General features: G+C 63.7%; 8 protein-coding genes. 2 read left to right on the plus strand and 6 right to left on the minus strand.

Annotation, left to right across the window (positions count from 1 at the left end; all coding sequences use genetic code 11):
- Nucleotides 1-14: 14 nt before the first annotated feature.
- A complete protein-coding gene (gene murF / locus J4862_RS01425) occupies nucleotides 15-1,334 on the plus strand; it encodes a UDP-N-acetylmuramoyl-tripeptide--D-alanyl-D-alanine ligase (protein ID WP_211789521.1) in 1,320 nt (439 codons plus the stop codon).
- Nucleotides 1,335-1,453: 119 nt separating this feature from the next.
- Here murF and J4862_RS01430 read toward each other — a convergent pair whose 3' ends face one another.
- From J4862_RS01430 to J4862_RS01445, 4 genes are read right to left on the minus strand one after another with little or no spacing between them, the layout of a single operon-like run.
- Nucleotides 1,454-2,755 (minus strand): DUF4302 domain-containing protein, encoded by a 1,302-nt coding sequence (locus tag J4862_RS01430; RefSeq protein ID WP_211788970.1) that lies wholly within the window; start codon nucleotides 2,753-2,755, stop codon nucleotides 1,454-1,456.
- 3 nt (nucleotides 2,756-2,758) lie between these two features.
- Entirely contained in the window at nucleotides 2,759-3,673 is a 915-nt protein-coding gene (locus tag J4862_RS01435; RefSeq protein WP_211788971.1) for a putative zinc-binding metallopeptidase, read from the minus strand.
- Nucleotides 3,674-3,688: 15 nt separating this feature from the next.
- Entirely contained in the window at nucleotides 3,689-5,281 is a 1,593-nt protein-coding gene (locus J4862_RS01440; RefSeq protein WP_211788972.1) for a RagB/SusD family nutrient uptake outer membrane protein, read from the minus strand.
- A gap of 31 nt (nucleotides 5,282-5,312) precedes the next feature.
- Complete coding sequence (locus tag J4862_RS01445; protein ID WP_249107433.1) at nucleotides 5,313-8,381, minus strand: energy transducer TonB; 3,069 nt, start codon at nucleotides 8,379-8,381, stop codon at nucleotides 5,313-5,315.
- A gap of 1,022 nt (nucleotides 8,382-9,403) precedes the next feature.
- Here J4862_RS01445 and J4862_RS01450 point away from each other — a divergent pair.
- Nucleotides 9,404-11,395 (plus strand): hypothetical protein, encoded by a 1,992-nt coding sequence (locus J4862_RS01450; protein WP_211788973.1) that lies wholly within the window; start codon nucleotides 9,404-9,406, stop codon nucleotides 11,393-11,395.
- Between the two features lie 62 nt (nucleotides 11,396-11,457).
- Here the strand turns inward: J4862_RS01450 and J4862_RS01455 are convergent, their stop codons facing one another.
- Nucleotides 11,458-11,904, minus strand: coding sequence for a single-stranded DNA-binding protein (locus J4862_RS01455; RefSeq protein ID WP_211788974.1), 447 nt, complete (start codon nucleotides 11,902-11,904; stop codon nucleotides 11,458-11,460).
- Nucleotides 11,905-11,913: 9 nt separating this feature from the next.
- Nucleotides 11,914-12,603, minus strand: coding sequence for a tRNA (adenosine(37)-N6)-threonylcarbamoyltransferase complex dimerization subunit type 1 TsaB (tsaB, locus tag J4862_RS01460; RefSeq protein WP_211788975.1), 690 nt, complete (start codon nucleotides 12,601-12,603; stop codon nucleotides 11,914-11,916).
- Nucleotides 12,604-12,610: the final 7 nt, after the last annotated feature.

The following is a 12,610-nucleotide window of genomic DNA, read 5'->3' on the forward strand; positions in this document are numbered from 1 at the left end:
ATCTCACGACCATGATCCTACTGGACGATCTCTATCAGCTCTATCTCGAGCACCCTACGGTATCGACCGATACGCGGCGCCTTAGCCCGGGCTGTATCTTCTTTGCCCTCAAGGGGGCGAACTTCGACGGTAACCGCTACGCGCGCCAGGCGCTCGAGGCGGGGGCGGCCTACGCCGTGCTGGACGATCCCGAGCAGCTCATCGACGAGCGCACCCTCCTCGTGGAGGATGTCCTCACGAGCCTGCAGCAGCTGGCCGCCCACCACAGACGGCAGCTGGGGACGCCCATCCTGGCGATCACGGGGACCAATGGCAAGACGACTACCAAGGAGCTGACGGCCGCCGTCCTCTCCGCACGCTACCCCATCCTCTACACCGAGGGTAACCTCAACAACCACATAGGCGTGCCGCTGACGCTCCTACGCCTCGGCCCCGAGCATCAGTGGGCGATCATCGAGATGGGGGCCAGCCACCCTGGGGACATCGCCGAGCTCTGCGCGATTGCCGACCCCGACTACGGGCTCATCACCAACATAGGCGCGGCGCACCTCGAGGGCTTCGGTTCGCTCGAGGGCGTACGGGCTACCAAGGGCGAGCTCTATGACCATATCCGTGCCAAGGGGGCGCAGCTCTTTGTCAACGCAGATGATCCCATGCTGCTGGAGATGAGCGCGGGCGTAGCGCGCCATACCTATGGGACGAACTCCGAGGCCGAGCTGCGCGGCGAGGTGCTCCATGAGGACGGATCGCTGCAGCTAGCGCTGCGCTACCGCTCGGGGGACTATGAGGGGCGTCTTGCCACCCAGCTCGTGGGGGACTACAACCTGCCCAACGTGCTGGCGGCGCTCGCCGTGGGGAGCTACCTCGGCGTGCCCTATGCCGCTATGGAGGAGGCCTTAGCCCGCTACGCGCCCAGCAACAGCCGCTCCCAGCTCATCGAGACCGAGCGCGGCAATCGTCTCATCGCCGACGCCTACAATGCCAATCCCTCCAGCATGCACACCGCCCTGCAGAACTTCCTCGCCATCCCTCAGACTCCAGGACAGGGGCGTGTCCTGATCCTCGGGGATATGAACGAGCTCGGTGCGGCGAGCAAGGCCGCGCACCACGAGCTCCTCGAGGAGATCCGTCGCGCAGGGCAGCCGCTGCGGCTCTACCTCTGCGGGCCCTGCTGGATGCGTGAACTGGCAGCACACCCCAACCCCGAGGTGGCGGCCTTCGCCGAGGTAGGGGAGCTCATCCAGAGCCTCCAGGCCACGCCCATCAGCGATAGCCTCGTCCTCATCAAGGGCTCCAACGGGATCAAGCTCGGCAGTGTGCTGGAGCATCTGTAGCCCTTTCCCTGCCTTGCCCTAGAGCAAAGCAGCGCCGCCCCCTCATTCGTAGCGAGTGAGGGGGCGGCGCCTTCTATATCGTCGTGGAGCGCGCTCGTGGCGCCCTCAGGAAGGGAGGCTTATTCGCCCTTGACCCATACCTGACTATTGGCGACGGAGGTGAAGATCTGATAGCGGCTATTGCTGGGATCCTCACTGAGCACGTAGGGGGACTGCGCCACGATATAGGCGTAGAAGCGATCCATCGCGCGGCGGCCGTAGAACCATGAGAGGCCCTGCTGGATCATGCGCGTCATGTGCAACTGCTTCGGCTCGTTGTAGACCGAGGTGAAATCCGCGTAGTAGTCCACCCAGTTGCTGAAGTAGTAGCCGGCATCCAGGTAGCTGCCCATCAAGGGCATACTGCGCTGCATCATCCCCAGGTGCAGGGTGAAGATGTAGCTGCCTGGGTAGCTATCCAGCGCCTGCGTCTGGTCGGCCTGTCGCGTCTCCGCTAGGAAGGCCTCCGAGGCATAGCCGTCGTAGAAGTAGAGCTGCATGTAGCGGCGCGTCAGGTCTACCTCGCCCTGATAGAGCGCCAGCTTCTGGCGGCCGTCGGGTGTCGTCATCGACTGCTTGTCGGCACTGAGGTGGAGCGCTGTGAGGCTGTCGCTACCCGCGACGTAGGGGCGCAGCAGCTCGATGCCCTGAGGGGTGTAGTGGAAGGGGAGCAGCTCCTCCTTGCCGCCCGAGCGTAGGCTCAGCTGACGTGCGAAGCCGAAGATGGAGAGCTCGTACTGCTTGCCCCCGAGTGTGATGGGCGCCAGTGCCTTGCCCTGCAGCTCCTGCTTCATAGCGAAGCACCGCTGCAGCTGGTCCTTGTCGCCACTGCTACGGCGCGTCAGGCGCATGGGGGTCTTGGTACGCGCGCCCTGCAGGTAGATGGTGTTGTGGTCGCGGCTGATGGAGTCCACGCGGAAGGTGAAGTCCCCGTTGTAGGAGTTGGGGACGCCCCAGCCAGGATTGGACCAGCTATGCAGTGCTACGTTGAAGGTGTCGAAGGTCAGCTGGATGCCGCCCCTGTCCGTCAAGTGGTAGGTCGAGCCGAACTCCGTCTTGGTGACCGCCTCTAGGTCGCTCTGGGGATTGGTCACGACGGCGGGGATGGTACCGCCCTTCTGGTAGGCTTCGCTGCTCATGACGACCTCCGAGGCGGAGGTGAAGCGCATCGAGAGGTTGATCCCACCGAAGTTGCCCCCGTCGGGGATGAGGACGAGATCCCAGCCCTCAGCGCTGGAGCGCAGCGCCGTGCGGATATCCTCAAGGCCCTGGGCAATGCGGGTCGAGGGGTACTGATCGTGGCTGGGGTAGTCCTCGTACTGGGCACAGGAGGCTAGGAGGCCTAGTGCTAGGAGGCCGGAGAGTAGGGGATAGGTGCGCATGATCTAGTAGCCTTTAGGGTAGTGGGAGAAGTCCATCGAGCCGACCAGCGCCAGGCGGCGCTGCACCTCGGCACGCATCACATCCAGGTCGGCAGCGTACTCGTCGCGCAGGTACTTCTTCATGATCTCGACCTTCGCAAGGATGATCTGGCGCCCTGTGTACTGTGCGTCGCTGCGGTTGCGCCCGTCGGCGCCCGTCAGCTTGGCCTGCCATTCGCTGTCCGAGTCAAGGAGGTAGTAGGCGAAGAGCTCGGCGAAGTCTTCGTCAGGGTCCGTGCTGGCGTAGTCCGAGACGAAGCCCGCGCGCAGCGAGCTCTGTCCCGTGCGCGTCCAGTAGAGGAAGGCGTCCTGCTTCTGATACTCAAGGGAGGAGAACTTATCGTACTCGGGGGGATAGGCGCGCTCCTCGTGCAGCGTGTGGGCCGACTCGTGGAAGAGCACGCTGATGAAGTTGCTTCGCAGCAGGCTGTTGTCCTGTATGTCGAGGTTATTGATGTCGTAGATCCAGATCTCACCCTGCGGTGCGGCCCCTAGCATCTTACGGTCGATGCCGTAGCCTGAGGATCCGAAGAGGCTGAGGTACTTGATCGTGTGCTCCTCGAGATAGCCCGAGGGCGTCGCGGAGCGGTAGGAGCCGAAGAAGACGTAGTCCATGACGTTGAGGAACTCCAGTATCTTGCTCTCCAGCGCAGGGGCGAGCAGGAAGCGGCGGTCGGTATTGCTGTCGTCGTAGCGGTAGCGTATCGAGACGTTGTACTCCTTGGCGAAGTGCTGCTCTATGTAGCGATCTAGGCGGCTCTTGGACTGTGCCTGCTGGGTGAAGACCCTAGCCTTGCCGTCGACGATGTCGCTGTCGGGCGAGCAGCCAGCTAGGAGGCCGAGCACGCCGATGAGGGCGGTGGTGATGATTTTCTTCATAGCGGTACGTGTCGGCTAGTATTTGTTGCCCTTGATCGAGCCCTGGACGGCGAGATCGGGCAGCTGGATGGCGTGGCGGGGATCCTGAGCGGTGAGCTCGGCCTTGACGGTGTAGCGACCGCCGCCATCGTTCTGCCTGCGGTAGACGGGGATGCCGTAGCGCTTGATGTCCTGCCAGCGTAGCCCCTCGTGCAGCGTCAGGAGGCGGCGGCACTGCAGTAGGTGCTGCAGCAGGGCGTTCTCCTCGTCGCTCGAGATGGTGAAGCTGGGGCTGAGCGGCTTGCGCAGCGAGGCCTTCTCACGGCTGTCGATGTCGAGTGACTGGTAGAACTTGATGATCTTCGCGCGGCTGAAGCTGCGGGGCATCGAGCCCGTGCTGCCGCCGTTGAGGTAGCGACTCGTCCAGAGGTTGAGGTCCGCGACCGCTGCGTCCCACTGCGCGGTGCCGAGGTGGATCTTGGCCTCAGCGCGTACCATCAGCGTCTCGTCGGTGGTCAGGGGGACGGCGAAGGTGACGTTGGCGTTGCTGGGGAGCTTGGGGTACTTCGGCTGCACGGTCTTGTTGATGTTCGTCTCCGTGTAGATGAAGGGCTGGAAGTAGTAGCGGTCAGAGTTCCCCCAGATGTTGCGGGCGTAGAGCGTCTCGGTACGTGTGAGCTCCTGCCCCTGCCCGAAGCGGGTATTGAAGTAGAGGACGCCGCTGGTCGTGACCCAGGAGAGGACGGAGTAGGTGCTGTGCGTCAGTAGGTTCGCTGGGTTCTTGCTGTCGTAGTAGGCCAGGGCGTAGGACTCATCGGTACGTGGCGCCGAGGTGAAGGCCGACCAGTCGCGCAGCACACGTGTGGGGTCGCTGCCGAGCACCTTGTCGGCGTGGCTGACGGCCTCGCTCCACTTCTGATAGTAGAGGTAGAAGCGTGCGGCGAAGGCGTTGGCCGAGGCGGCGGAGAAGTGGTAAGGCTTGTAGCTATCCGCGTAGTGGAGGTACTTCTCGATGAGGGGAATGCCCTCCTTGAGGTCACGCTCGATCTGCTGGTAGGTCTCGGCCAGCGTGCCACGGGGATAGTCGGGGCGTACGTTGGGGACGACGGTAGAGATATAGGGGATGCCGGGGTCGGAGCTGCTGGCGGTCGGGCTGTAGGCCTTGCAGAAGAGGTTCGCCAGGCAGAAGTGCGCCCAGGCACGTGCTACCAGTGCCTCCCCGCGTAGCCCCTGCAGCTCCTCGTCCTGACTATCCAGCTGCTGGATGCTCGCTAGCGCCTCGTTGGCATGGGCGATAGCCAGGTAGTGCGACTCCCAGATGTTGTAGACGGCGTCGTACTCGCCGTCCGAGTTGAGCGCGGGGCGCCAGTAGGCCACGGACTCGACGAACTGCGTGGAGTAGGGATTGCGCGTGCCGTCGTCCAGCGTGTTGTCACTGGAGAGCTCCTCGATGTAGCTCGTGGAGCTGCGGGGGTAGGCGTAGACCAGGAGGCCACGTATCCCGGTGGCATTGCGGGGCTCTACATAGTTGGAGCGGGGATTGGCGTCGAGATAGGAGTTGCAGGAGCTGACTCCCATTGCTAGGGTGAGGAGCGCTAGAGACGCCGTGAGGATGATGCTTCGCTTCATAGTGTACAAGTACTATAGTCGTCAAGGGCGCTTAGATCCCCACGACGCAGGTGAAGATGAGCGCGTGTGGGCGATAGTCGTAGGGCAGGGCGCCGTTGAGCTTCTTGCTCGAGTAGAGCAGGGCGACGTTGGAGGCCTGCAGCTTGAGGTCTATGCTGTGGATGAGGCCACGCGTCAGCAGGCGTCTCGGGATGCTGTAGTTCACTGAGATGTCGCGCAGCTGTACGTAGTCCAGTGGGGCGATGCGCACGTCGGAGTAGTTGTAGGTGCGGTAGGCACGCGAGAGGGTCGCGTTGTCGTAGAGCTGTGCGGCCGTCGGGATGGAGGGTACATCGGTGGTGGCCTCATCGCCAGGGCGTATCCAGCGGCGGTTGAACTCCTTGCCGCGCAGCTCGTGGTCGTAGTACTGCGAGCTGAACTGCGTGGGCAGGCGGCGTACGTGTCCCATAGCGTAGAGCAGGTAGACGCTGAGGCGTACGTTGCCGATGCGGAAGCTATTGGTCAGCCCTCCCTGATTGGTCGGGGTGCGTGTCCCCGAGTAGACGAGGTAGTCGAGGTCGGTCGTCTGGCTGAAGTTGATGCGGTCGCGCGTCACCTTGCCATCGGCATTGCGGAAGAGGGGGAAGCCCTCGTTGGAGAGGCCGTGGAAGGGGACGGAGAAGATCGAGGACAGCGGGTAGCCCTCGCGCGCTGCGCCAGAGGAGCCCGTCAGGACGGAGACGGAGGGGCGGGCATTGAGCTTGGTGATCTTGTTGGTGCTATGCGTGTAGCTGAAGTTCGTCGTCCACTCGAAGTCCTTGGTCTGGATCTGGTGCGTGGTCAGGCTTAGCTCCAGCCCGTGGGCCTCCATGCTGGCTACGTTGGCATAGGGGCGGAAGAAGCCCCCCGTACCCTGATTGTAGGAGACGTCCATGAGGTCACGCCCCTGACGCTGGTAGAGGTTGAGCCCCAGGCTGACGCGCTCGCGCCAGAGGCCCAGGTGTAGCTCCCAGTTCAGCTCGTACATACGCTCGTAGGTGAGGTCCCTATTGGTCGGCTCGCTGATGGTGAGGCCGGGCTCGACGAGCTTATTGGGTCGGTAGGGCAGCTCGGCGGTGATGCGGCGATTGGAGTTGTAGACGAAGGGCAGCGTCCCCGTCATCCCGTAGGCGATCTTGGTCGAGAGGGAGGAGAGGGGCCGCAGGTGGGAGAAGAAGGACTCACGACCGAGGTCCCAGCCGAGGGCTACATTCCATGTCGGCGTCCAGCGGCTGGTGCGGGAGGCCCCGAAGCGGTTCGTCCCCTCGTAGCGCATCGATCCCTCGAGGCTGTAGCGGCCGAGGTAGGTGTAGGCGAAGTTCGCCAGGAAGGAGACGTTGCGGTCGAGCTGTGTCAGGCGGTAATAGTAGTTGTTGTTGGCATCACGCAGCCAGGTGAAGGCCAGCGGGTCGAAGGTGGCGAGCTCCCCGAAGGCGAAGTTGACCCCGTACTCGTCGTGCCAGCCGTTCTTGCTCGTCTGGTCATAGAGGTCGAAGCCTGCCGTGGCCGAGAGCTGGTGCCTGCCGCTCCACTCGTCGCTGTAGCTGAGGCGTCCCTGCAGGTCGAGGCGGGAGTCACTCTCGCTACTGATATTGCGCAGCCCCCCGTAGGGCATCACGCTCTGGGGGACGGCATAGACGTCGTCGGCGGGCTTGTAGAGGTAGCTGTTGTTGTCACGGATGAGGCGCTTCTGCATGGCGCGGTAGCGCTTGGATACGTTGGAGTTCTCGGTGCGTATGTACTCGGTCTCACTCCCGCTGTACTGGATGGAGCCGAGGATGCTGGCCGATAGCTGCTTGATGGGCTGCCAGCGGAGCGAGGCCTGGAAGCGGAGGTTGGCTCCCTGGAGGTCCATGTAGTTCTCCTTGAGCTCCTGCTTGGCATTCATCGGGGCGTATTCGTAGAGGTAGTAGAGCTTAGGGTCGTACTGGCGGGGCATAGACTGCGCCAGTGTGAGTGTCTTGAAGTCTCCTCCAGCGTGCTCCTGGCGGTAGGTCGCGTTGGCTATGGCATTGAAGGTCCAGTGGGCGTGTGGGCGGTAGGTGGCGTTGAGGTTGAAGAAGTAGCGCTTCGAGTGCTCGTCCTTAGCCCAGCCTGGGTCGAGGTCTGCGCCTATGCTGGTGTAGAAGTTGGCGCGCTGCGTCCCCGAGGAGAGGCTGACGGTGTGCTGGTGGCGTATGCTGTGCTGGTAGAGCTCGCGGAACCAGTCGGTATTGCGCTGCTCGGCGGCTGCTAGGTACGCCAGGCGTCCCTCCTCGGTGTTGTCCTGGGTGAACTTGCCGTTGCGGTACTTCAGCACATTGTCGTAGAGCCAGCCGTAGACCCCGTACTTGCTTTGGTAGAGGATGTTGGCAGGGGTGAGGTTCCCGCCTGCCTCGAGCTCGCGCAGGAAGGCCATCTGGTCCTGCGAGTTCATGATGTTGAAGTCGCTGTAGGAGGGGATGAAGCGGTAGGTGAGCTGGCTGGTGTAGGTCATGTGGCTGGTGCCCTGTCCCGCGCGTCGGGTGCGGACGGCGATGACCCCACCCATGGCTTGGTTCCCATAGAGGGAGGTGGCGGAGGCGTCGGAGATGACCTGATAGCCCTCGATGTCCTGCTCGGAGAGCCCGGGCAGGGCTGAGGCGATGAGGCGCTTGGCGTCGGGGCTCGCTAGGTCCGCGGTGTTGAAGGTACTATCCTGTCGGTAGACGACGCCGTCGATGACCCATAGGGGGTAGTACTTGCTCTGGATGGAGGTCGCCTGACGCATGGTCGTCACTTGGCTCCCTTGCTCCTCGGCATCCTCGAGGACGAGCTGTAGGCGTACGGGGGTGGCGAGGACCTCGAGCTGCTTCTTACCCTGGAGACTGAAGAGGAGGACGCTGCGCTCCTCTGTCTGTATGGAGAAGGTCCCGACGCTGTCGGTGCTCCCGAGTAGTTTGTTGCTCGCCTTAGTGGTGATCGAGACGCGGGGGAGCGGGGTGCCTCGTGAATCGCGGACCACTCCATGTACGCGTATGCTCTGGGCTAGAGCAGGCGTCGCGAGGAAGAGGAGCAGCCCTATACAACAGAGCAGTTGCCTGAGTCGATAGATCATATCCATACGGGAAGTAGCTGGATGGTTTAAGTAGTATTCCACTAACAAATGTAAAGAAAAATCATTTTACCACGTATACCTGCTCTAAAGTGTAATCATGAGGGCTGCCTAGGCTTAGGCTTAGGCCTGCTGTTTGGCCGCTCGAATAGGCCTTCCGACTGTGTGTCTAGCGCGGCTCGATGGGGGCTGGCGGGGGGCGTACCTCCGTGCTGGGGTGTGCTGAGGGATATCCCTCGCGGCACTGACTGACGGCACTCAGCAGCCTGACGGACGTCCCTCAGAGCGCTGACTGATATCCCTCAGCCGCGTGGGGGATAAGGCTCAGCACCTCCGCCCTTAGCAGGGTACTCAGCTGCCCCCTTATGCTAAGGAGCGCGCCTCACCGTCCGAGAGGATGGATGACAAGCGTTGTACAAGCTCCGCGCGTAGCGATATCCACGGTCTACACCTAGCTATCTGCTCGGGAAAGTGGCTCCGTAGGTGCTTGTGCGACAGCTCGAGGCTTGCTCATACAGCTTGGCGAATCCCCAGCGGGGCGACCCGCTCAAAGCCCAGGGTGAGGGAACGCTGCAGGCGTGACGGAACCCTGGGTCAGGCAACACCATACACAAAGAGCCCTACAGGGGCGACCCTCAAAACAGGTAAGAGCAAGGTCGAAGCGTATCTATTGTAGCCTTACGAAGGCTTTGAGGGTCACCCCTGTAGGGCTTTAATATCTATTTGCCTGAGCTACCCAGGGTTTGGTCGCCCTTACAGGGCTGCGCACCCTGGGCTTTGGACGGGTCGCCCCTGAAGGGCTTTCCCAATCCGCCCGAGCAGTATGTAGGACTGGCCAGCTCATCCCGATCTATCCTATCCGTTGGCAAAATATCAAAGGGAGCGCTATCTGTTTGCTTGTTTGGAGGAGGCCTTGTTCCTAGTCCTTGTCCTGCCGTCTGCCCCCAAGGTGCCTCGAGCTTGCGGAGCAAGGATAGGAGCTAAATGCCTAACTTCGCAGTAAGCCTGATACCTAGCCTCGTCTACTACCTATGAAGCCGATGAATGCCCTTGCGGCGCAGCTCGTCCTCGTGCTGCTGCTCTCTTTTGCCCTTCCTTATCCTAGCCTTGCGGAGGCCCGGACGCCTACCGCCGACTCCCTTTCCTCTCTGAGTACGCCTCGGGATAGCCTTCTTGGGGTGGAGGCTTGGAGCGCTTGGATCGAGGGGCAGCAGGCCCTCGGCGCGCTTGAGGAGGACGAAGCGGCACAGCTCTATGCCCTCTATGAGCGGCTGAGACTCGCGCCGCTGGAGCTCAATACGCTGCATGAGGAGGAGCTGCGTCAGTTGCCCTTCCTCTCCGACTATCAGATCTATCAGCTGCTCCGCTTCCGTAGTGATCAGGGGCAGCTGCTCTCGCTCGGGCAACTGAAGCTAGTCCCAGGCTGGGATGCGGCGACGCTGCGGCTCTTCGTCCCCATAGCCCTCTGCCGCTACGCTCCGCCTACTGGTAGCCTCGCCGTCCTCGAGGGGCGCGGGCAGCTGGAGCTGGGCTATAGGCGACGTGAGGGGAGGCCGCCGCGTGTGGGGCAACTGGGGGCGGAGGATGCGGCGCTCCTCTCGGCCTACTATCAGCGGCAGGAGCGGCTGCAGCTCTACGTGGCGGGGGCGAAGGGCTACGGCGAGCCCTGGAGTTGGCGCGGGAGGAGAGGCTTCGATAGCTACAATGTCTCGCTGCGCCTTAGCCGAGAGGGGCTGCTGCGGCAGCTGGTGCTGGGGGACTACAGGATGGCGCGCGGCCTGGGCTTGGTACTCGGGCAGGGCAACTATCCGCTGGGGCTTCGCTCCTACCGCCCGAGGCTGGGGCGGGGACTGCGCCCCGTGCAGCACGCCACTGAGCAGCGCTTTGCCCGAGGACTGGCCTGCGTGCTTGCTCCAGCGCGCGGCTGGGAACTGGGCTTCGGCCTCTCCCAGCGGGCACTCGATGCCACGCAGCGGGGCTCTTCGTCGCGCCTGCAGCTCAGCGAGGCAGGCGTACACCGGACGGCGAGCGAGCAGGTACGGCGGGGAGCCCTCGAGGAGCGGATGCTGGCGGGCTGGCTGCAGTACAGCCACGGGCGTGGGGCCCTGGCCGTGCAGGCGGCCTATCTGGATTGGGGGGATAAGGAGCTCCAGCTGCTGCCGAGCGTACCCGAGCTCGGCGCGCGCCGCCGCCTCACGCTGGGCAGCCTCAGCTACCACTGGCACAGCCCGCAGGCTCAGCTGAGGCTGGAGGGCGAACTCGCCTATCAGAGCGGCGGAGGCTGGGCGCTGGCGCAGCATCTGAGCTGGGGGCAGGGCCTGCTCGGAGACTTAGGGCTCGGCTATTGGCGCCTGAGCCCCAGCTATTGGAATAGCCTCGGGCGCGGGCTGGAGCATGCGGCCTGGGTGCATGGCGAGGAGGGGGCGCGCCTCTACTGGCAGCTGCCCGAGCTCCTGGACTACACGCGCCTCACGCTGCAGGCCGAGGCCTATCATCCGCTGGGCGCGCTGCGAAGGGGGCAGAGGGAGGGGGAACACTGGAGCTGGACGGCCGAACTGACGCATCAGCTCGATGCCGCGGGACGGAGCCTCCTCCGCCTCTGGTGGCGGCGAGCTCAGCGCGCCGAGGGGACGACGAGCCGCCTGAGGCTACAGCTCGAGCACAGCGGCCGCATGATGGAGCTGCGCTGCGGGCTTCAGCTGGTCCCGAGCACGGCGCGGCACGCCTGGGCGCTCTATGCCCGTGCCCGTACGCAGCTTAGCCCCGCGCTTCACCTAGAGCTGGGGGCGGACTACTTCGACGCCCCGAGCTGGCAGCAACGGCTTTACGGCTACCTCCCGAGGGAGCGCCACAGCTACGCCCCGCAGCTGCTCTACGGTCGGGGCTATGATCTGGTGCTACGCCTCAGAGCTCGCCTCGGCAGGCGGTGGCGGCTGGAGGGGGAGGCGAGCTACCAGCGTCAGTTCGTCTCCTCACGCCCCAGCCCAATGCACTACGCCCTGAGCTGCATCTACCGCTACTAGCGGTGCGATGCGGCTCAGGGCGTAGCCTGATGGGAGCGAAAGGTCGTGTCGGAGCTGCTTCTCTAGATGAGGGGATCTTCGTCTGGGCTGGGGCTGTAGGCGCTGAGGTCTAGCGCTACTTCCTCTGAGGAGCTAGTCGCGGTGGGCGCAGCGGGCTGTGTCGCGGCGCGCTGCTGCAGCTGTACGTGCTGGCAGACGATCTCCGTGGTGGGCTGACTGAAGCCTGCCTTATCCGTCTCCCGTCCGTACTCGATGCGTCCCGCCACGGCGATGGTGTCCCCCATAGCCACGTGCTGCTCGACGTAGATGCCTGGGGCACCCCTTAGCACGACGCGATGCCAGGCGTGCTGCTCGTAGAGCTGGCCGCCCTCACGCTGGGTGATCTGCTCGCGCGTCTCGAGTCGTAGGCGTACCTCGGGGTAGCCGGGGGCGAGGTAGTGCACGCGGGGGCTGTCGGTGACGACGCCCGTGAGGATGACCTGATTGATGGGGGTGGGGGAGCTGCTCATCGGAGGGGGCTAGCGCTGCAGTACCTTGTTCTTGGCTACGACCGCCACGTATTCCTTGAGGTAGTTGGGCGTCCAGTAGGCCGTGTCGACGAAGGCCTCCGCTTCGTAGAGCTTGGTTGCCAGCGCGACCATATCCTTAGCCTCGGGGTACAGCAGTTCCTCGAGGAGTTCGTAGTGTCTCTCTCTCCAGAGTCCCTTGACCTTGAGGGCGCCGTCGCCGAAGAAGAGGTGCTCGCCCTCCGTAGCAAGGCTTTGCTTCGCCTCCAGCACGAGGGCGCTGTCCTCACTGAGGCGCGCTCCGGCGGCGTCGAAGGTCGCAGTATAGACCTCCATACGGCGTGCGTCCAGCATGGGATGCAGCGTGGCCTGCGTCTCGGGACGTAGGCGGCGAGCACCTGCGGTAAGGATCGTGAGCGTGTCCACGGCGATGAGCGGCAGCTGCATCCCTAGGCAGAGGCCCTTGGCGAGCGAGGTGCTGATGCGTAGCCCCGTATAGCTGCCTGGGCCTGCACTGACGGCGATGGCGCGCAGCTGCTTGCCCTCAGCCTTCGCGAGGCTAAGGAGCTCCTCGACCATAGGGGCAAGGGCGGCGGCGTGTCCCCCCTCGGGGGCGCTCACTGAGCGGCTAGCTAGGAGCTCTTCGTCCCAGCCCAGGGCTGCACTGCAGTGGCTGGTGGCGGTCTCGATGCAGAGTATCATGAGGGGC

Source organism: Porphyromonas sp. oral taxon 275, from assembly GCF_018127745.1.
GTDB lineage: Bacteria > Bacteroidota > Bacteroidia > Bacteroidales > Porphyromonadaceae > Porphyromonas.

What these genes read in the sequence shown, in the direction of transcription:
- J4862_RS01455 (WP_211788974.1), bottom strand. Translation starts at nt 11,904, where the DNA reads ATGAGCAGCTCCCCCACCCCCATCAATCAGGTCATCCTCACGGGCGTC.
- tsaB (WP_211788975.1), bottom strand. Translation starts at nt 12,603, where the DNA reads ATGATACTCTGCATCGAGACCGCCACCAGCCACTGCAGTGCAGCCCTG.
- J4862_RS01430 (WP_211788970.1), bottom strand. Translation starts at nt 2,755, where the DNA reads ATGCGCACCTATCCCCTACTCTCCGGCCTCCTAGCACTAGGCCTCCTA.
- J4862_RS01450 (WP_211788973.1), top strand. Translation starts at nt 9,404, where the DNA reads ATGAAGCCGATGAATGCCCTTGCGGCGCAGCTCGTCCTCGTGCTGCTG.
- J4862_RS01435 (WP_211788971.1), bottom strand. Translation starts at nt 3,673, where the DNA reads ATGAAGAAAATCATCACCACCGCCCTCATCGGCGTGCTCGGCCTCCTA.
- J4862_RS01445 (WP_249107433.1), bottom strand. Translation starts at nt 8,381, where the DNA reads ATGGATATGATCTATCGACTCAGGCAACTGCTCTGTTGTATAGGGCTG.
- J4862_RS01440 (WP_211788972.1), bottom strand. Translation starts at nt 5,281, where the DNA reads ATGAAGCGAAGCATCATCCTCACGGCGTCTCTAGCGCTCCTCACCCTA.